General features: G+C 33.5%; 18 protein-coding genes and 4 pseudogenes. 7 read left to right on the top strand and 15 right to left on the bottom strand.

Annotation, left to right across the window (positions count from 1 at the left end; all coding sequences use genetic code 11):
• Positions 1 to 86: 86 nt before the first annotated feature.
• The 4 genes and pseudogenes from JFU23_RS27375 to JFU23_RS27360 all read right to left on the bottom strand — a co-directional run bounded on the left by JFU23_RS27375 (position 87) and on the right by JFU23_RS27360 (position 6,622).
• Complete coding sequence (locus JFU23_RS27375) at positions 87 to 1,292, bottom strand: Ger(x)C family spore germination protein (protein WP_201033177.1); 1,206 nt, start codon at positions 1,290 to 1,292, stop codon at positions 87 to 89.
• Positions 1,276 to 2,379: a spore germination protein gene (locus JFU23_RS27370; RefSeq protein ID WP_201033176.1), complete on the bottom strand. Its 1,104-nt coding sequence runs from the start codon at positions 2,377 to 2,379 to the stop codon at positions 1,276 to 1,278. The genes JFU23_RS27375 and JFU23_RS27370 overlap by 17 nt, the downstream gene beginning before the upstream one ends.
• Positions 2,376 to 3,956, bottom strand: a pseudogene (locus JFU23_RS27365) (spore germination protein). The gene JFU23_RS27370 and the pseudogene JFU23_RS27365 overlap by 4 nt, the downstream one beginning before the upstream one ends.
• Before the next feature lie 431 nt (positions 3,957 to 4,387).
• Positions 4,388 to 6,622: an MMPL family transporter gene (locus tag JFU23_RS27360; RefSeq protein WP_201033175.1), complete on the bottom strand. Its 2,235-nt coding sequence runs from the start codon at positions 6,620 to 6,622 to the stop codon at positions 4,388 to 4,390.
• A gap of 122 nt (positions 6,623 to 6,744) precedes the next feature.
• Here JFU23_RS27360 and JFU23_RS27355 point away from each other — a divergent pair, with 122 nt between their 5' ends.
• Complete coding sequence (locus JFU23_RS27355; protein WP_002085667.1) at positions 6,745 to 7,368, top strand: TetR/AcrR family transcriptional regulator; 624 nt, start codon at positions 6,745 to 6,747, stop codon at positions 7,366 to 7,368.
• A gap of 126 nt (positions 7,369 to 7,494) precedes the next feature.
• On the opposite strand, the gene JFU23_RS27350 is transcribed toward JFU23_RS27355, so the two are convergent.
• Positions 7,495 to 8,148, bottom strand: coding sequence for an MBL fold metallo-hydrolase (locus tag JFU23_RS27350; RefSeq protein WP_201033174.1), 654 nt, complete (start codon positions 8,146 to 8,148; stop codon positions 7,495 to 7,497).
• Positions 8,149 to 8,230: 82 nt separating this feature from the next.
• Positions 8,231 to 8,638, bottom strand: coding sequence for a GNAT family N-acetyltransferase (locus JFU23_RS27345; protein WP_201033173.1), 408 nt, complete (start codon positions 8,636 to 8,638; stop codon positions 8,231 to 8,233).
• A 671-nt stretch (positions 8,639 to 9,309) separates the two neighbouring features.
• On the opposite strand from JFU23_RS27345, the gene JFU23_RS27340 reads away from it, so the two are divergent.
• Entirely contained in the window at positions 9,310 to 9,750 is a 441-nt protein-coding gene (locus JFU23_RS27340) for a MarR family winged helix-turn-helix transcriptional regulator (RefSeq protein WP_002127325.1), read from the top strand.
• A 45-nt stretch (positions 9,751 to 9,795) separates the two neighbouring features.
• Positions 9,796 to 10,617, top strand: coding sequence for a class I SAM-dependent methyltransferase (locus tag JFU23_RS27335; protein WP_201033172.1), 822 nt, complete (start codon positions 9,796 to 9,798; stop codon positions 10,615 to 10,617).
• Between the two features lie 375 nt (positions 10,618 to 10,992).
• On the opposite strand, the gene JFU23_RS27330 is transcribed toward JFU23_RS27335, so the two are convergent.
• The 5 genes from JFU23_RS27330 to JFU23_RS31100 form a co-directional block, all read right to left on the bottom strand.
• On the bottom strand, positions 10,993 to 11,496 hold the full coding sequence (locus JFU23_RS27330) for a GNAT family N-acetyltransferase (RefSeq protein WP_201033171.1): 504 nt from the start codon (positions 11,494 to 11,496) through the stop codon (positions 10,993 to 10,995).
• A 297-nt stretch (positions 11,497 to 11,793) separates the two neighbouring features.
• Positions 11,794 to 12,321: a GNAT family N-acetyltransferase gene (locus JFU23_RS27325; protein ID WP_201033170.1), complete on the bottom strand. Its 528-nt coding sequence runs from the start codon at positions 12,319 to 12,321 to the stop codon at positions 11,794 to 11,796.
• A gap of 84 nt (positions 12,322 to 12,405) precedes the next feature.
• Positions 12,406 to 12,546, bottom strand: coding sequence for a proline iminopeptidase (locus tag JFU23_RS27320; protein WP_201033169.1), 141 nt, complete (start codon positions 12,544 to 12,546; stop codon positions 12,406 to 12,408).
• Positions 12,547 to 12,944: 398 nt separating this feature from the next.
• Positions 12,945 to 13,394 carry a DUF2798 domain-containing protein gene (locus tag JFU23_RS27315; protein ID WP_002031882.1) on the bottom strand — a complete coding sequence of 150 codons (450 nt, stop codon included), beginning with the start codon at positions 13,392 to 13,394 and terminating at the stop codon, positions 12,945 to 12,947.
• Positions 13,312 to 13,548 carry a hypothetical protein gene (locus JFU23_RS31100; RefSeq protein ID WP_232301881.1) on the bottom strand — a complete coding sequence of 79 codons (237 nt, stop codon included), beginning with the start codon at positions 13,546 to 13,548 and terminating at the stop codon, positions 13,312 to 13,314. Before JFU23_RS31100 ends, JFU23_RS27315 begins: the two co-directional genes overlap by 83 nt.
• Positions 13,549 to 13,659: 111 nt before the next feature.
• Between JFU23_RS31100 and JFU23_RS27310 the strand changes: the two are divergent.
• A pseudogene (locus JFU23_RS27310) lies at positions 13,660 to 14,261 on the top strand (DUF2441 domain-containing protein).
• A gap of 33 nt (positions 14,262 to 14,294) precedes the next feature.
• Positions 14,295 to 15,248 (top strand): nucleoside hydrolase, encoded by a 954-nt coding sequence (locus JFU23_RS27305; protein WP_002141712.1) that lies wholly within the window; start codon positions 14,295 to 14,297, stop codon positions 15,246 to 15,248.
• 164 nt (positions 15,249 to 15,412) lie between these two features.
• Here the strand turns inward: JFU23_RS27305 and JFU23_RS27300 are convergent, their stop codons facing one another.
• Positions 15,413 to 16,279 (bottom strand): MBL fold metallo-hydrolase, encoded by an 867-nt coding sequence (locus JFU23_RS27300; RefSeq protein ID WP_137077157.1) that lies wholly within the window; start codon positions 16,277 to 16,279, stop codon positions 15,413 to 15,415.
• Between the two features lie 386 nt (positions 16,280 to 16,665).
• A complete protein-coding gene (locus tag JFU23_RS27295) occupies positions 16,666 to 17,979 on the bottom strand; it encodes a hemolysin family protein (protein ID WP_088292232.1) in 1,314 nt (437 codons plus the stop codon).
• Between the two features lie 470 nt (positions 17,980 to 18,449).
• On the opposite strand from JFU23_RS27295, the pseudogene JFU23_RS31260 reads away from it, so the two are divergent.
• Positions 18,450 to 18,551 (top strand): annotated as a pseudogene (locus tag JFU23_RS31260) (ArsR/SmtB family transcription factor); the annotation flags it as partial.
• An 11-nt stretch (positions 18,552 to 18,562) separates the two neighbouring features.
• On the opposite strand, the gene JFU23_RS30675 reads toward JFU23_RS31260, so the two are convergent.
• On the bottom strand, positions 18,563 to 19,261 hold the full coding sequence (locus tag JFU23_RS30675) for a DUF7003 family protein (protein ID WP_242483538.1): 699 nt from the start codon (positions 19,259 to 19,261) through the stop codon (positions 18,563 to 18,565).
• Between the two features lie 326 nt (positions 19,262 to 19,587).
• Positions 19,588 to 19,935 (bottom strand): annotated as a pseudogene (locus JFU23_RS27285) (SAM-dependent methyltransferase); the annotation flags it as partial.
• Positions 19,936 to 20,042: 107 nt separating this feature from the next.
• On the opposite strand from JFU23_RS27285, the gene JFU23_RS27280 reads away from it, so the two are divergent.
• The gene (locus tag JFU23_RS27280; protein ID WP_098168223.1) at positions 20,043 to 20,780 is read left to right on the top strand and encodes a ZIP family metal transporter; all 738 of its coding nucleotides are present in this window, start codon (positions 20,043 to 20,045) and stop codon (positions 20,778 to 20,780) included.
• Positions 20,781 to 20,825: the final 45 nt, after the last annotated feature.

Genomic DNA, 20,825 nt, shown 5'->3' with positions numbered 1-20,825 from the left:
ATAAACCTGCACAATAAAAAGCTCTGGAGCATTTTTATAAAAAATTCATGCTTCAGAGCTTTTGTATATTTTTAATTATTTCTTCGTTATGCGCCTTCCGTACCATAGTCTTCAATGGTTAGCTTAACATTATATTTAATTGGCGCCTTACTAAACACTTTATCCCAATCCTTTTCAACTTTCTTCCATACTTTTGGATACTCGATTTTCAAACTAGTATTAAAGCCAGCAACATCAGTTTTATATTCCTTTTGAATTTTTTGTAATGTATGCTTCACTAATCGCTTCACTTCTTGCTCCGCAGATTGCTCCGTCCTTTTGAGAAATGTATTTTTAAAAGCTTCCTCTGATTCAGACCAGTTTTCGGATAGCCGTCCCACAGACTGCACATTGACATCGAAAGAGATTTTATCCCCTTTAACATGGGGCGTAATTTTACTTTCCATAGATTTCACTTCATACATAACTAATTTTTTCGTCTTTTTATCATAACTTTTCACTAAGCCACTTTTCCCTTTTGCAGTGATCCACATTAAGCCTTCTAATTCATTCTCGTTCAAAAAGCCACGGAGTTTTTTTGTACTTCCTTTCATAACAGCAGCACCTACATATTTCACTTCTCCATTTATAGAAATCACATTTGGTAAAAGAAAACTCGCCCCAGATTTCACCTTTCCTGGTAGTTTTGCAAGTGGCATCGGCGGTAAAATTCGTGAGGATCTATATTGGTTATCCTCGATATCAATCAAGCGAAATGCTGGAATTTCCCCAAGTTCTTTTGATTTTAACACATCACTAGCTAGCCCTTTACTAACCATAATAAAGCAACTAGGTCTCATCTCATTATCACGAACATAGATGTCTAATAACTGCGTTAACTTATAGGTTCGGGCAATACTTTCACTAACAACTATTACTTTCGTATGATGAAAAATGATAGGCCTTTGCCTTCTTAATGCAACTTCACGTATTGATTGATGAAGAGAATCTCCTGTTTCTGCAACATTCATATAAGCTTTTTGTTGCGATACTCCACCTTTTCCTCCGTCTGATGATGATTGTGCTTTAACAAATTGATAGGTGGTTGTTATCAAATTCTTCTTTTTATATCCGCCGCCCTTTTCTTCAATTTCTTTCTCAATCTTTGTTTCTTTTTCTTTATCTATTGCTATACCTACAGCGAAACCTAACTCCTCAATTTCATGACTACTCCAGCATCCTGTAAGTAATAAGAGAAAAACTATTGACGTTATTCTTATAATAATTTTTCTACCTTTAACATTTTGGTTCATGCTTTTTTTTCCTCCCCTTCGAAATCATTAGGAGAAGAATCGGAAGAATACCAAATAATATTATCGCAGCGTTGCTAATCAAATTTCCAAATTCAAATACCTCATTTATGTTTTTCGGAATTGCGGCAACGATATATATTACTGGGAGTAATCCATACAAAAAGGAATGAATATTTTTATTAAAGAGCTGTGATAACCCTAAAGCAGCTGCATAATAACAAATCGTATATGTTGCAAAGATTTGCATAACCCATATCACTAATAGCAAAGATTCGAACCGTTCAAAAATTAAACCTTGAATTTCAAAACTTCTCATAAGATCAATTGTAGGCCATGTTCTCATCAATACCCCATCGATAGAAAACGCACCAATAACCATTACAACTGTAATGACATAAAAAAATAAAGGAATCATAGTGCCAATTATTACAACCCTTACAGCTTGAGATGGCTTCTTCATAAATGCTAATAGTAACAACATAATTTCCGCTCCCGAATATGCCATAGTTGTTGTTTTTAGGCCTTTTAGTGCAGGAGTAATCCCTAGCCCTAATACAGGACGAAGATTATCGAGTTCAAATATTCCTACACTCATAAAAGATGTCACTAAAAAAATGAAAACTGTAATTGGAAAAATCATTTCAAATAAACGTGCTATCGCATTTATTCCGCCTAAATTTAAATATAGACTTATCCACATAAATGGCATAACAATAGCCCAGTCAGGCGTACCTTCTAGTAGAAAGAAACTTGTTATACATTCCAACGTTCTAAGTTCAAATGACGAAAGTGTAAAAAAGTAACTGATAATCATTAAACTAATTAACACCCCAAGCCATTTCCCTACAAGTTCTTGGCTATATTGATAAAATGTTTTTTCAGGAAATTGTTGACTTAACTTCACGATAATTATGCCTGCAACCATCGCAATTAATCCTCCTAAAATAACAGTTATCCAAACATCAGGTGTATTCACTTTCTCAGCTGCGGTTCTAGGTAAAGTGAGAATTCCGATAGCAAGTATATAATTGATAAGAATAACAGCTGCTTGTGAAGTAGGAATTTTATCCTTTGAGTTCGTAATCATTCCTCTTCACTTCCTTTCCGTACATAGTCTTTTAAATTCAACATTTTCGGACGTCGCTTCATCATCTGAATTGGCATACGAACCATAAAATCCTTCCAATCAGTAAATTGATACAAGACAGCCGGGCTAGCATACGGTACACCAAAACTTTTAAGCCTTGCAATATGACTGCATATAAATAGGAAAAATAGAATAACTCCATATAATCCGAATATGGCAGCGAAAAACATCGCTACAAAGCGAAGAATACGTAATGGAATTGCTGTACTATAATGCGAAAGTGCAAAAGAAGAAATAGCTGTGGCCGCCACAACTATTACCATGATCGGACTCACAATTCCAGCTTCTACAGAAGCCTGTCCAATAATTAATCCCCCTACAATTCCCATCGCTGAACCAATAGGCTTAGGTAGTCGTAGCCCTGCTTCCCGTAAAATTTCAATCGCAATTTCCATAAATAATCCTTCTATAATTGCAGGAAACGGGACGCCTTCTCGCCCTCCTATAATTGAAATGGCTAACTTAGTCGGAATCAATCCAGGATGAAACGATATAAATGAAATGTACAGAGCCGGGGCAAAAAGAGCAATAAAAGCTGTTCCAAAGCGCAATAAACGAATCAATGTCCCTGGTATCCAGCGCTCATAATAATCTTCAGGTGATTGCATCATCATACTAAATGTAACCGGAACAATTAACGCAAAAGGTGTTCCATCCAATAGAATTGCAACCCTTCCCTCCATTAGTGCAGCGATTACTTTATCAGGGCGTTCCGTACTCTGTACTTGCGGAAAAGGACTTAGATAATTATCTTCAATAAGTTGTTCTACATAACCTGACTCTGGCACATTATCAATATTAATTTTCTGAATTCTCTTCTTAACTTCTTCTACTAATTCCGAATCAGCAATCTCTTTCATAAAGGCAACGACCAATTCTTTTTTTGCTCGTTCTCCCACATGAAACTTTATTAAAGATAATCCTTCGTTTTCACCATGTAACCGTAACAAAGCAGTATTATCCGACAAAACTTCTGTGAAACCTACCCGTGGACCTCTGACCGTCCCCTCTGATATCGGCTCTTCAACATTGCGTGTTTTCCCTTTTTTTGTATTAAGTATTAATACATCTGATAGTCCATCAATAAATAACGCCGTTGAACCCATTAACACCTTTGACATCATTTTTTGCACAGATTGCACTTCTTCCACTCCACTAATAGGAAGAACTCGGTTTTTAATAAACTCTTTTTAAACACTATCTTTCATATTAGACGATTCATCTTTATACTCATCAGGAAACTTACACATTAATGATTTCATAATGTGCATATCAATAAGATCCTTATCTGATAATCCTTCTACAAAAACAAGAACTGCGCGGATGCTAGTCCCGCCGATATTAAACTCTCGACAATAAACGTCCGAATTATCAAGAGCCTCTTTTTTTATAACCTCTAAATCTAAATTGAAATTACCTGTAAAATAGGATTCAGGAACTTTAGTGGGCTCATCTTCATATGTATTACTTTGATCTTTTCTTTGATTAACCATTGAATCTTGAGCTTTCACCTTCATCACTCTTTCTCCAAAAAAGCTTCTTATACCATTCTTCTTTACATATCAATATTTGTTTTCACTTGAATGTAGTTCGTTATATTATTCTTTTTCTAATGTGCGAATCCAACTAAAAAATCTTGAAATTATATATGGAATGAATAGTACGATAAAGGCTTGTATAAAAACTTTCCACTCAGGTACATACAAAACAATCATGTCCCACATTTTAATCATCCTATAACGATAAATAATTTTAGAAATTCCTCACTCAATTGGAATTTCTTACGAATTATTATGTCTGATAAGAAAAATTTTAATGCACTTAAAACCTCATTTTACATTTCATCTATATTTTTCATTGTATATTCAAAATGATCATTCTATATCAGACTAATAAAAAAGAAGGTGGCCTAAAAATCAGTTTTACTGACTTTATCGGCAACCTTCTTTTATAAAGTATCTTCTTTTTGTAATTGCTTTTCTTCTTTCCAAAGCTTTCCTGGCCAAAAAGCGAAGCGTCCTAAAACGACTGTAATCGCAGGTACAAGCAGTGGTCTTACAATAAATGTATCTAGCAATACACCGATTGCTGTCACAATACCGAATTGAACTAAAACTTGAATTGGCAATGTACCTAATACTGCAAATGTTCCTGCTAAAATTAAACCTGCGGATGTAATTACACTACCTGTTTGTATAACACCATTTTTAACTGATTCTAAATGATTTTGTTTCTTTTTATTCTTCCATATTTCAGAAACCATAAAGATATTATAATCCTCTCCTAAAGCAACTAAAAATACGAATGCATATAACGGTATCGCACCTTGTATCGCGGGAGCTCCCATACCGAAATGCAGTAAAATCCAGCCTGCTCCTAATGCAGAGAAGAAAGATAAAACGACAGTTACAATTAAGTAAATCATCGCAACGATTGAACGTAAATACACGAGTAAAAGTAAAGCGATGATACTAATCATAACCGGAATAATAACCGCTTCATCCCGTTCAGTAATTTGCTTTGTATCATATAAGGAAGCTGTTTCTCCGCCAATCCATAAATGATTCTCAGCTTTACTAATTCCTTCATCTTTTAATACCTTTTCTACACTATTTTTCAATTTAGGGATTTGATCTAATGCTTCAATGGAGTAAGGGTTTTCCACTAAAGAAACTTCATACATTTGCAATTGATTATTTTCTTTTCCCTTCATTGGCTCTTTCACTTTATTAACAAAAGATAATTTCTCTATTTCTTGTTTAATAGGTAAATCTTTTCCCTTTGAATCTACTACAATCTTTACTGGCGCTAATTCTCCAGCTGAAAAATGATCCGTAATTAATGTAAATCCTTCGCGTGATGGCATATCTTTCGGGAATGATTCTAATAAGTCGTACGTGTATTGAATACGCGGTACAAATGAAGCCAAGCCTCCTAATAAAAATACGGTTAGCATAATAATTGTCCACGGTTTACGTACAACAATATCCCCAAGTTTTTTACTAAAGAACCCTTTAGTATTTTTTACTTTTACTACTTTCTTTTTCTTTCTTGCAAACTCTTCATTCATTTCAGCTGTTCTCGGTATGAACGGGAAAAATGCAACTCTACCGAAAATTAATAATAATGCTGGAAGAATCGTTAAAGCAGCGATTCCCATAATGAAAACAGCCACACTAAATGGAACTGCGAATCGATGAAAAGCTCCATAATGAGCAAGTAATAACGTTCCTAACCCTAGTACTACAGTAAGTGCACTCATTATAATTGCTCCACCTGATGCTTTTATCGCAAGTTGCAATGCTTTATACTTACTTTCTTCTTCTAGCAAGTACTCTTTATATCTTGAAATAAGAAATAAACAATAGTCCGTTCCTGCTCCAAACAGTAAGACAGTCATAATCGATATAGCCTGTGCATCTACTTTAATCCATCCATTGTCTGCTAAAAAGCCCAGTGTCGGACTGATAATTCCGTATGCAAAACCAACAACGAGTAAAGGTAAAATTGCTAAAATTGGTGAACGGTACAGTAAAATTAATAAAACCAATACTAGTAGTACAGTAGCAACTAATAATTTCACATCAGCTTGACTAAATAAACTTACCGCATCCGTTTGAATACCTACAGGTCCAGATAATCGAACATGTAAACCAGAGTCGGTAATTTTTTGTTTGAACGGATCTTCATCCACTTTACTATTCACTATTTTTCGTAACTCTTCTAAATTACCTTTTAATATATCCGTTCCAGCAGATTTATTAAAAAATATTGGTGTAACAAATGATGTGCCATCTGTTGATGCACTTTTTGATAATACTTGCTCTGGAATTGTATCAAATGGTGGTAATGTTGATTGTTCTTTTAAAGGACTGGCCTTTAATTCTTTATAAACATCTTGTATGAGTTTATAATCCTTTAACTGTAATCCACCATCTCGATGCCATACTACTAACAACGGATTTCCTGCATTATTAGGAAATTCTTTTTTCATAAGTGCTTCAGCTTGCTGTGACATAGCTGTTTCAGGTAAATTTTTCGGATTCGGTTCTTTCGTACTGTTTACTTGTGGTAACGTAAATGAAAGTACTAATGTAATAAGAATCCATACCGATAAAGTTATCCATTGCGTATTCTTCCCTGCTACAAGCCTCCCTAACATATGTAACGGGTGCTTTTTCATAAAACCCCACCTTCCTTTTTTCCTCCAATATTAATTATATATACTGGTCGGTTAATTAATCAAGAATGATTAAAAAATTATGTTATAATTATCTCAATAATAAATGTCAGGAGCGAATGTATTTGGATCAAAAACAACGTCCTCTCGGAAGACCTCGTCAAAATAAAAATACAAAGTCTACAAAAGAAATCATTTTAGAAGTTGCAACTAGGTTATTTCTCACTCAAAATTATCAAGTTGTTTCAATGGATGAGGTCGCGAAAGAATGTGGAGTTACAAAAGCAACTGTCTACTATTACTATTCAACAAAAGCTGATCTATTTACCGCTACTATGATTCAAATGATGGTGCGCATAAGAGAAAATATGGATCAAATACTCTCTACGAATAAAACTTTGGAAGAAAGATTATTGAACTTTGCTACAGTATACTTACACGCAACGATGGATATTGATATGAATAATTTTATGAAAGATGCAAAACTTTCTTTATCTGAAGAGCAATTAAAGGAATTAAAAAATGCCGAGGATAACATGTATGAAGTGTTGGAAAAAGCGCTAGATAACGCAATTCTCCTTGGAGAAATTCCTAAAGGAAATCCTAAATTTGCTGCCCATGCTTTCGTCGCTTTATTATCAATCGGGAATTTTAAAGATGAGAATCACAATCCTACTCTTGCAAATATAGATGAATTAGCAAAAGAAATCGTTTCGTTTTATTGGAATGGATTAAGTCATCAAAATTAAATTGATTATATTTAATAAAGAGCACATTTGAAATTCCTTCAAACATGCTCTTTATTAATTTAAGGGTTTTATTTATATACTAGCAATTAAATTATACTTTAGCACCGATTAACAAAAAATTCTTATCTATAGCTCTTGAATTTGTGCATTTATATTCCCCTTACTTAATCCACCATGGTAACAAACTACAGAATCAATTTCTAGATTTAAATACTTCTTCAAAGAATTTTGCGCTTCTTTTATATCCAAAGTAGTTGGGGCATGAATTCCCCCTAAAATTCCGTTTACACTATACATTGAATCCCCAGCGATAAGAGTTTTACTTTGTCTCAAATATAAACTAATATGACCAGGAGTGTGCCCTGGGGTATGAATAATAAGAATACCACCGCAATATGGAAGTTCTTGGCCTTCAACCAAAGTATCATCCACTTTTCCTTTTGGTGGATTCTCTATATTTCCATCTTTCAATAAAGGTAAATCCCCTTCAATATATGGCTTATCTAGCTCGTGAGCATAGACTTTTATATTACTTCCACAGTTTTGTAATAGTTCAGGAAGACTACCTATATGATCTATATCTTGATGCGTTAAAATCACGCCTTTTAGTTTATCAAACGATACTCCAACCTTACCCATTTCTACTCGTATATCTTCAATTTGTCCAGGAAATCCAGTATCTATTAAAATTGCCATTTCATCATCCCATAAAAGAATTGGATGAATTATATACCCGTGAAATTCAAGATGTAGCATCTCTACCCCTTTAGCAATCTCCATAACATTATTCTCCTTTATAATGAAATTTTTGAAATCTAAAAATTGGCCTGATAAACAAGTAATTCTAAATTACAAAGCCTCGCTATCGTTTAATATGTTTCGTCATACCAATCGAAAATTCCTCAAATCCAATTGATTCATAGTAATATTTTAAATCTTCAACACACATAAGTTGTGGAATAACTCGTTTTTGTTCACAGTGCCGGATTAATTGTTCCACTATTTCCTTTCCAATGCCTTTGGACTGATATTCCGGTAATACACACACTCCGCAAATAATGCCAGTAATTACACCATCTGATATAACGCGTCCCATCCCTACTAACTTTTGGTCATCAAAAACATATATTGCATACCAACTTTGTTTACACATTTGCTCTAACTCGTTAACCGATAATTCAAGAGAATTCCATCCTAAAGATTCATACATAGTTAATAATTCATTGAAATCTTTAGGGGGTTCAATCGTGTAATTTAAAATAGTTTTCATGTAAATACTCCCTATCATCCTTTTTGTTTTATTCCAAAAAATTTTGACCGTCGTTAAACTGACTAGAACAATACTTCAATAAGAAAAAATGAAACTCCTTCTCTTTAAAAACATAAGGAACTTAATAAGATTGGTACCATATATATTTCTCTATTTAATATTTGTTTAATATATCAACTAATGGTTAGTATAAAATATATACATTTCAACCATCACCAAATACTGAATCTAAATTACAATTATAAGAAAAAGAAGGTATCTCATCTTTATGAGATACCTTCTTTTATATCAATCCATCATTATATTATCAACCAAAAATCATACAGCTACATACGATAAGAACAAACAAAACTAATAAACTATTTGAGAAATAACCCATAGAATACTACCCCTTTATTTCATTATGTAAAAGATTTTACCATAAAATTATTAATAGTATAATGACTGAAAAAGACATTGGCTTCATTAGTTTTTTATGTATAAAGTAATATTTTATAATCTTTCTACTCACCGCTCATAAAAAACTTTAACTTTTCCTCTACTGCATCTCTCACGATTTAAATAACATTGATATTAGTAAATAAACAATTACTAATATCAATGTTATTATTTGATTTTAAGTGAAAATAGTAATAAAATAATTACTAAATTGATAAAGGACACGAAAAATAATGACTAATAAAGAATTAATAAACGAATACATGAATTTATTATTAAATATGTCAGGTACTTTTAAATTATTATCAGAGAAATCCACTGAATTTACACATTTAGAGCAACACATAGTTGAGTATATTGCCCAGCAAAAAGTCGCTGTAAATTTAAAAATGATTGCTAGTTATTTAAACATACCTAAACAACAATTAAGTGTAACCGTTCGTAATTTAGAGCAAAACGGATACATTGTAAAAAAACAAGATACAGTAGATAAACGAGCTGTTTTAATTTCCTTAACAGATAAAGCTGAAAAAGTACATTATGAAAGATGGAAACAAATTTATAATAATTTCACTAGTAATCTTGAAAAACTCAGTGAAGAAGATCAACGTGATTTAACTTACGGACTGTATAAAACAAATAAAATGCTATCAAAAATGCTAAATAACGACTAATCATATATATATGATATTTTTTTATTATTAAATGGAGGACGTTTCATGGTTAAAGAAATAGATTTACAATCAGTTCAAGGTACTATGCTTATTCCACTATGGGGACGAGCATATGGTAGTGAGAAAAACAAGGATATTTTAGATGATACGGAAGCTATTCGGATTATTAAAGAATGCGACTTTGATTTCTCTAAAATAGCAGATACATTTGGCGAATATGGATGTATCACTTATATTACCCGTGCAAGAAAAATAGACGATACTATTAAACAATTTATTAGAAAACATCCGAATGCTACTATAGTAAATATCGGTTCTGGACTAGACACTACTTTTTCAAGAATTGATAACGGTACTATACAGTGGTATAACCTTGATTTGCCTGATGCGATCGCTTTCCGCAAAACATTAATTGAAGATACACCACGAAATATAAGCATTGCCAAATCATATTTTGACACTTCTTGGTTCAACGATATAAAATATAATCCAAAAGACGGTATTCTTTTTATATCAGCAGGTGTGTTTTATTACTTTAAAGAAGAAGAACTGAAGGAGATATTTGTCGCTATGGCAAAACGTTTTCCTGGAGGAGAGTTATATTTTGATGCCGAATCAAAGTTCGCACTGACACTTTCGAATGCTACTGTAAAAAAATCTGGTAATAACGGCGCTATGATGTATTTTTACGTAAATAATCCAAAGACAATAGAAAAGTGGTCTTCTAACATAAAAATATTAAGCTGCTCCCCTTTCTTTAAACGTATACCTACAAATAAAGATTGGGATGGAAGTACACGAATTATGATGTGGATTGTAAATTTAATAAAGATGTTGAAGTTCGTTCATATACGGTTTGAAAAATGATAAATCTATAGCTTATATATTAATCATATACAAAAGAAGACCTCGATTTTATTAAATTCATATAATAATCTATAGGATAGTTAGTCCATTATGAGGGCTAATTATCCTTTTTATTTACATAATGAATGAAATAAGTAAACAATAAATATTTAGTTTAATCAGTATAATAAAGATATATAACTTGAAACGTTCGATTGGTTTTGGGAGGAGGACATAGCCTCGGTGCGAAGGCAACACTCCGCTTTCGAGGACATGCTTCAGTTATAGTTTGTCACTATTTGGATTATAAATCAGTTCTTTTATCTTTATCTGGATTCTCGCCCAAACTAATGACCTCTTCTCCTTTTCAATAGTTTCGAGTTAGGTCCGGGATTTCTAAAGGTCGCGTACGTTCCAAACAATCTCACCGCGCTCGTCCCACGTACTGTGATGCCTCTCAAATCCTATCTTTTCTAACACCCGGAAGGACGCAACATTCCACGCGCCGACAGTCGACCAAAGTCTGTGGCGCCCCGTAGCAATCGCAGCGTCCAGCACAACAGATGCTGCCTCAGTCGCATATCCTTTGCCATGAGCACTGCGGAACAACTCGTATGCGATCTCCGGCTCTTCCAGTGTGGAACGACCGATAATCAAGCCACAGTATCCGATGAAATCACCTTCGTCTCGTCGGCGAATAGTGAGAAGGGAAATGCCATTTTCGCCTGCTCTCTTACGCATCTCTATAAGCATGCTACGAACGGCGTCAAGGGTTGGCATATCCACATCACGTTCTCCAATTAATTTTCTCATCCAGACTGAATCGGATTCCTCCCACATACTCAGATCAAGTCGTTCAGTTTTCAGCTGGAACTCCATAGCTTTAAATAAAGCTGTCATAGTGGAAACCTCCTAGTTATGTCACTGCACTCATAATAGCTTCGCACCTCATCAGGTTGGAAACCCGGCTATTTTCCAACTCTCACGAGAATTTATAGCAACAGTGTACAAAAAATTAGTGTTATTTTATGCATAGGTAATTACCCTACAAAATAGACCTTTTTATCAAACTTTTTTCAAAACTAACTATAATATAAAGGAAAAAACATATTATACATATCAAATAGGTCCTTGCCTTTACTTTTATTGATTTCAACAACTATAAACTAAATTTAATTCGGACGAGGTCTTTTTTACTTATCTTTCAACTAAGCTAATTGCTAACTCACGTTTGTATCGAATAGATGTGAAACCTTCGCCTACAGGTAGCCCATAAGCTGGTCTTTCATCTTGGTATTTAAAACCAACTGCTTCATAAAATGGAATTCCCATATCATTATCTTTTGCAACTGAAACCCATTGTTCTTTTGCACCTCGTTCAATTTGATCATTTGCAATTATAGAAAGTAATTCTGTACCAATGCCTTCTCTTTTTCTATTTGGGTTTAAATATATTACAAATAACTCTGCTGTCTCTTTGCCAGTGAAACCACCTCCACCAGCACCGAGTATTTCTCCATTATCACTTGCAACAAACCAGCCATTCCACTCTTGGCTAATATTTAATATTTCATTTCTCACCCTGTCTTCATTGTAAAATTCCTTAATCGTACTTTCTATGTATTGCTGGGGCAACAAACCTGGATATGTATTTCTATAACCATCTGAACACACTTTAATAATCCCTTGTATATCTTCTACTCTTGCTTTTCTGTATTCAATCATATTGCTTCCTCCCGTTCTTAAATAAACAATTCACACCTTATATAATTCAATATTCAAGCAATTAATCCTATCCGTGTGTTTATACTATATTTCTAAAAACCCTATAATCGTTTCACATACATTATCTGTTTCTTCGACATCTGGAAAATGTGCACTATTTTCAAATATAACAATATCAGATATTTCTAAATATCGTTCACCATCTTTTAACATATAATTAATCACTTTGCGTCTCTCCCTTATGTATAATACCCTTACTATTAGACTTTCATTTTTAACTAACTACTAAATGTATTTTATTCCACCACAAATCGAGATCACATTCACTTATATTTTTTCTTTACATACTTAACTCTCTCCTTTAAATTGATATTAATTTTTTTACAGGTGAATAATCGCTACATTTCCCCATATAAATTCCAAACAAATATTACAACAAAAGCTGTACCCTTATACAAAAAAGGTACAGCTTTTTAACAACATACACTAAGAGGTTTATTATCCTAACTAAATCACTTTCACATAACTTCAATAATACATTTGTTAACATGCATTTCAAATTCTTTCGATACATTGAATTCATTTTATTGTTTAATTTTTATAATCAAATAAAACGTTTTTAACTACGCTACATTAACACCTTTATTCTTCAAAACAAACTTTCCAAATAAGAAACGTACAAGAGGTCCCATTATTATTAATTGAAGTGGGTACGCCATAATGAAATTTTTAATGAAAATCGAGAAATAAATTGAAGCGAATGAGTCACCATGTAACCCATTATGTAAATACATCATAGCCATTCCGTAAAATGACATAAAGAATACCATTCCGATTACCATTGTTGTTGCCATCGCAATAATCATGTTTACTTTTTTTGATTTATCAAATGGTAATGCAAATACAATCTTTTTCGCACACGGTCCTACGATACATATTTCAATTAATAGCGCAATAATAAATCCAATTATTAGTTCTAATGCGATCTCCTTAATATGAATTGGCCCTCCTGCTCCATTCATTAATAAATTGTAAAACGTCATAACGATAACCATCCCGAGGCACATCATCATACCAAATTGGAGGTTTTCCTTTCTTGTTGTTGGCAATTTTCATCATCCCTTCTCTTTGAGTCTTTGTCATTATATCGATATTGGAAACTCCTTCGTAAGTGAACATTTTGTGAACATTTTTAAAACGTTTACGTGCATTTCTTCCACTCTTCACTCCAATCCTCCCACTTTATAACTTTTTACTTACAAAGGTTTTATATATTTTGATGTTGAATTATTAAATTTAATATTGAATTATATGATAATTACTACTAGGAGGATAACCATGAATAAAGCAGAACTTTACGCATATCACATCGTTACAAGGAAAACAATGAGTATCGGACAAATCATTCACTTTGACAAAAATCAAACTAATACCCTCTATCACTTCTTTTTGAAAGAGAACAATTAAATTCTAATGATGAAGACTCCATTCAAATTTTAAAAAGGCATTATATCAATAAGGAATTACATATAAATAATGAAAATGCTAAAGTAGTTCTGAATTATATAGATCAAACAATTAGAGCGGTTAGAGAAACGATTGTAGAAATGGTTAGACTGCAAGAATTTCCTGAATATCCCTCAAGGTTGTCTTGCTTATATGCTTCCAAAAGCTATGAGGATGCTTTGAAATGGAAAGCACTATTTGATTCTTATAATCGAGAAGTTTTGCAGATTGTTAAACTACGAGTAATCGGAAGTTCTTTTGAAGGTGATGGAAACCTTTTGCCGAAAGAAGATGGTATTCCTTTCGCTCAAAAAATGGAACAAGCTAGAGAGTATTGGAAAGGAAACGTTAGAAATGAACTTCCTGAGTTACTGATTAATGGGAGAATTGAAGTGGTGGAAATTATTGATGATTTTTCATCAATTAAAATTTAATTCCTGGTTAAATTTTAAAGAATGGAGATTAAAATGATGAAAAAAGTGTACTTCAATCATGATGGTGGTGTAGATGATTTAATATCACTATTTTTACTACTCCAGATGGAAAATATAGAACTTACAGGTGTTTCAGTTATTCCTGCAGATTGTTATTTAGAACCAGCAATGTCTGCCAGTCGTAAAATTATAGATCGCTTCGGCAAAAATAATATTGAGGTAGCAGCGTCCAACTCTCGTGGAAAAAACCCATTTCCAAAAGAATGGCGGATGCATGCATTTTATGTAGATGCTTTACCAATTTTAAATGAGTTTGGGAAAGTTGTTACACCTGCATCAAAAAAACCTGCACATCATCATATAATAGAGACTCTTCTACAAACTGATGGAAAAACAACTTTATTATTTACAGGGCCCCTGACTGACCTTGCTCGTGCACTATATGAATCTCCAATAATCGAAGATAAAATTGAACGTCTCGTTTGGATGGGCGGTACATTTCGTACTGCAGGCAATGTACATGAGCCAGAACATGACGGAACAGCCGAGTGGAATTCATTTTGGGATCCCGAAGCAGTAGCTCGTGTTTGGAATGCTAATATAATCATTGATTTAGTAACTCTAGAAAGTACAAACCAGGTTCCGCTAACTATAGACATACGTGAACAGTGGGCAAAAGAGCGTAAGTATATTGGTGTTGATTTCCTTGGTCAATGCTATGCAATGGTTCCCCCTCTCGTTCACTTCTCAACGAACTCTACTTACTATTTGTGGGATGTATTAACTGCTGCGTTTGTTGGGAAAGCTGATCTTGCAAAAACAAAAACGATTGCTAGTATCGTTCATACATACGGACCCAGCCAAGGACGTACAGTGGAAACTGCTAACGGAAGACCAGTAAATGTCATTTATGATGTAAAACGTGATGCATTCTTTGAATATATTACTGAATTAGCTAAAAAAGCTGCTAATCACAACCAGTGTTGAAAGCCGTGTAAACCCAGATGATGAGCCAGCAAAAAGATTTAGAAATTGGTTGGGGCTGGATATTTAATTATTAAAAAGAGTATTGAATTAACTTTCAATACTCTTTTTGTACAGTTTAATTATATTCAAATCAGAATAAGCCTCAATCTGGTTTGAGTTAGGTTTTACAGATTAACCATTTCATAACCATTTACAAAGTACGTTATTGTTTCTAGCTCATCTTCATTTAATTCTCTATCTAGTTCTTGTTTATATGCTGCCTTTATCTTCTCTTCATCGCCTTTATGAGTTTCCGTATAAGTTCCTACTGTTTTTAATAAACGAATCTCTCGCAAAAATTCATTTCGATCTATAGCTTCCCCATGTGAAAGAATATAGGTCTCGGCATCAAATTTCTCTAATTCTTGTATCAGTTTAAACGTTCGTTTCGTTGTATAGTTCCGCTTTGCAGAAAAGATATCTGCATATATACAGTCTCCTAAAAACAAAATCTTTTCTTCTTTAATATAAATAACAACAGAGTCATGTGAATGGTCTCCGCCCACATGCTTTAACACACATGTCACATCACCAAGGTCTAATTCAAGTTGTTTCTGAAAGGTTAAGGACGGCGGAAGAATTTGAATATTTCTTGGTTTTTCACTGAACTCTTTTTTTATACAGTCCGCACAAAATTCAATTTCTGTACCTTCTTTCACTCGTGCGTCCAATGCCTCATCCGACCACTCATAAGAAACAAGTGTGTTCATCTCTTTTTTTGTTTCAAAATGTGCGATAGACAATGCATTTTGTAATACAGGCAATCCAAAAATATGATCCCAGTGCCAATGCGTTAATGCTACAAAATCAGGATTTGAGATATTTTGCTCTTTTAGCATTTCTAAAAACAATTGTGTATGTGCTTCTGAATTACCTGCATCTATCATCAAAGTCTTTTCTTTTCCAACTACCATTCCTAAGATAGGTCTATCAGTCTCGGAAACAGGTGTCATGTACCAAAATGCGTTTCCTATTTTTTTAATTTGCTGCATAACTATTGCCTCCATTTTATGAGTATGTAACAATTTCCAGCCGAGAAAATTCTTTATTTTGTATTTTGATTACTATTAAATAACAATGTCAGAAATAAAATCATTCTACATTTTTTATTATCTAGTGAAATACAAATACTAATTTTGACAAGGGAATCCTTTCTCAACATTTGTTACTTTTAATCTATTTTACGCTACGAATTTACATTTAAATTATATTACAATTTGTATAAATGAGATACATTTTACAATATCGAAGGAGTGTTGAACCTGGAATGCAAAGGAACCAATCATTCCCTATTTCGGTAATGTGTTAACAGGTAAAAAGTTGATCAATGAATTTAATAAGGAGGGCTACCATGTTATCAATTGAATAAAAGCAGCAACTATACAGTTGCTGCTTCCAACATTTCTTTTTGTATTTCAACACGTTTGATTTGGTGAGGGTCTTTAGAAAGAATTTTAAATACATATCCTTCGCTATTTACTGTTTGCCCTTCTTGGATATCATAATTCTGCATCAGAATCCAACCACCAATCGTGTCAACATCACTATCATTCATATGTAATCCTAGTAAATCATTTAATTCGCTAATTAATACTTTACCTTCTACGACAACATGACCTTCATTCATTTGCTGGATGGGCGGACGCTCATCTTCATCGTATTCATCACGTATTTCTCCTACAATCTCTTCCAGTATATCCTCAATGGTTACAATACCAGCCGTACCGCCGTATTCATCATATAACACAGCCAACGGAATACGTTTCTTTTGCATTTGTAGTAAAAGATTATGTATTGGTATGGTCTCAATTACTTCAATTACTGGACGCGTATACGATTGAATAGAATTGAATTCTTTTATTTCCTTATTCATATAACGAATAAAGAAGTCTTTCACATTCACCATGCCAATGATTTCATCTTTATCTTCCCCAAATACTGGGTAACGTGTATACTTTTCATCACGGATTATTTTCATATGGTCTGCTAAAGAATTATCTACATGTAACCCTATAATTTCTGTACGGGGGACCATGATTTCTTTCGCAATACGATTATCAAATTCAAAAATATTATTTACATATTTGTATTCAGCTTGATTAATTTCTCCACGTTCATAACTTTCAGAAAGAATCAATCGTAATTCTTCTTCTGTATGTGCTACATCATGCTCTGATGCAGGTTTTAAGCCGAACATTCCTGTTATCATCCTTGCAGAGCCATTTAACAAGCGAATAAACGGATACATGATTTTGTAGAACCAGATAAGCGGAGCCGAAAGTAATAAAGTAACCTTCTCAGCCTTTTGAATCGCGAATGTTTTTGGTGCTAATTCACCAACTACAACATGTAAGTACGTCATAATAGTAAAAGCAATTCCTAAAGATAATACACCTGCAATGGAAGGATTGATGTTCCACTTATCAAATAAAGGATGTAAAAGTCTCTCAATCGTTGGTTCACCTAGTGCCCCGAGTCCCATTGCTGTAACTGTAATCCCTAATTGACAAGCTGACAAATACTCATCCAAGTTTGATGTCACTTTCTTAGCTGCCAGCGCACCTTTCTTTCCTTCTAATACAAATTGATCAATCTTTGATCCTCTTACTTTTACAATAGCAAACTCAATTGCTACGAAAAATGCAGTACATGCGATTAAAACCACTACCATGATTAAATTAAATATGTCCAACTAATTCCCTTAGCTTCCTTGAAACTAAAGGATTCACCTCCTGCTATATTTTCTCTTTCCAGACCTACTTCATACACATTTTGAGATTGTATAAAATCTACATTCTCAAAATGATGAGGGGTACTCTGAGAAAATCGAGGTCATTTAGCCACCTATCCGAGTCAACATCTGAGTCCAATACATTTCCACCGCCTTGATTAAATTATCTATATGTTAGCATGAGAAATAAATCCCAGTCAACGTTTACATTTTGTATACCCTGAAATTCAAACAAAAAGCTTCTCTTTCCTGTGACATAAAACCGCTTAATGTGTGCATCAAACACTATAACATTTCCTTCGCTTCCACTAACTATATTATTTTTTTGTTCATTATTTACATTCCTTCTCACATTAAAAATAAAGCGAAGAAACATTTATCAATCTTTTTTAAAAATATTTTGACACACATATTAGTAATAACTAATACGATTGTTCAACTCAAATGATTTAGATGTGAAAGCGAAGTTCATACATGGCTTTACCGATAAAATAATGTTACAAATGCTTCAATGTATCATAGGTGGGGAAAAACAGTTTCTTATTTAAATGTCATCCTCTTCTTGTTTTTCAAAATCACTCCATGTCCACTTGGTCCAATCATTATTTACTTTCCCTACAGTTATCAAATTCACATTATTTAATTCAATCGCTTTAGCTAAACTTTGAAAGAATATGCTCTCACTCGGTTTTTGATCATCACTTATATCAGGATGTTCCCATTCTTCTGTTTGATAAAATAGATTTGGTTTAAATTCTGCATTGGTTTCATCTAATATGTCCGAGGGATTTACCCAGAATTTCTCCTTATATTTAGAAGTTAAAAAACGAATAAGTTTGGTAGGATGAAATGAATCTGTTTCAATTCCTAAACGCTTATACTCTTCTACAGTTGGTGTTAAAGTGATACGTTCTCCTTTCAAAAGTAACTCCATACGAAAAGGATCTACAAGGAAATGATCTTCATCATCGTACCAATATTCTTCATTTACAAGCGTTAAGATTTCATCGAAACATGAAAAGAATCCTTGCTGTCTCATGCTATTACTATACACATAGAAGTTATTCGATATCTCAAGGTTTGCATCAACGCCCACAACCTCAAATACAATGAGCCACTTGTCTTCCTCTCGAAAAACAGATATTCTGGATTGTGCTAAGTCAAAATTATAGTTATCAAGTACTGGAAAATCAAACTCCTCCGCGTACCTATCTAGTGTTTCAAGTGTTTTTTCTGCTTTCATAACATTACTCTCCATAAAGTTAGTATAGTAAATTTTTATTACATTCGTTTTTCTTTATTTAACTCATAAACATTATCTAAATACCAGGACATTTTTTTATGGCCCTCTAAACTGGCAACCATCCAGTTTTGTTTATTTATTTATTTGTATATTATATAAAACTCTAATGGCTCAGTAAACAACATTTGATTATGACCTTACCGTTCATTTTCTTTATACACAGTCCCCACCATAGCACTCCACTGCAGCTCCTCTTATTCTTCCTTACAATTAAAACAAAGACACATAGTCTATTGTTAATGTGAAATACAGTTTGATCATTTTTTCTAATAACTTACTATATAACAATCCTCCTGCAACTCATTCCCCTCCCAATCATTGTATATCTGTAACAATTCAAACCCATTCGCTACAAGTAATCTTTCTAATTCTTGCGGATACGTATACCGAAGATCTATTGTTGTTTTCAGTTCCTCTACTAGCGTATCCGCCTCATAAAACCTTCTTGTTGTTATGTAGTGCTGTATTTGTTGAATTGAATCATAATTCATCTCAGTATATAAATCACATCTTCTTCCCTTTTCATCTGTAATAGTTGTCCAATATTCTTCTGTAGATGGTTGTATTAATTCTTCCTTTGACGGAAAACGTGTATCAAATATGAATATACCATTAAATGAATTTACAGTTTTTTCTCTATAATTGGTCATAATAATTTGGACTAATCTCCCTCCCCCATTAGTAAGCTGAAAACAAGGGGATAGAATTGGAGTGTGATGATATGGAACGTTTATGGATTCCTATAATCGTTACGTTTTTTTCGTTCGGTGGATTACTATTGGGAGGTGCTGTTGGAGTAGCAACACGCCAACTAATTGAAGAAAAGATGCATCGCTTATACGCATTATGTGGTGGGGTTTTACTTGGGCTTTTATCACTTGAAATTATTCCTGAAACATTTTCAAGCTATGACATAATAGGTCCTATACTTGGGATAGCTATCGGTATTTTAATTATGAGCTTATTAGATAACTATTGTCATCATCCAATGATACATAAAAAGGATCAACAAGCATGGCAAACCTTCCTTTTTCTTTCTTTTGCTATATTCATTCATAATATGCCGAGTGGGTTTGCGTTAGGTACAGCTTTTATAAATCATAATGACTCTGCCATTCCTTTCTTACTTGCGATTGTCATTCACCATATTCCAGAAGGGTTAGCTTTAATTATTCCATTTCTTTTTACAAAACATAAATATATTTCATTTTTATTAACAACTTTATTACTTTCTCTTATCCTAGGTACCGGTACTGTTTTTGGCATTATGATGGACGGGAAAGCGCTCCATTTACAAGGACTTATTATGGGAAGCGCAATTGGTTCTCTTGGCTATGTCACAATTCACGAAATGCTTTGGAAAGCAAAAAAACAGCTATCTCTCCTTCCGTTTCTATCGTGGTCTATTAGTGGATTTTTATTAATAGTAGCCTTCACTCTTTTCACTGGACATCATTAAAACAAATAAGTTATATCATTTGTATATTTTCCCTTTTTCTCCAAA

Source organism: Bacillus sp. TH50, from assembly GCF_016650565.1.
Classification (GTDB): domain Bacteria; phylum Bacillota; class Bacilli; order Bacillales; family Bacillaceae_G; genus Bacillus_A; species Bacillus_A mycoides.
This window is presented reverse-complemented; position numbering and strand designations above follow the sequence as displayed.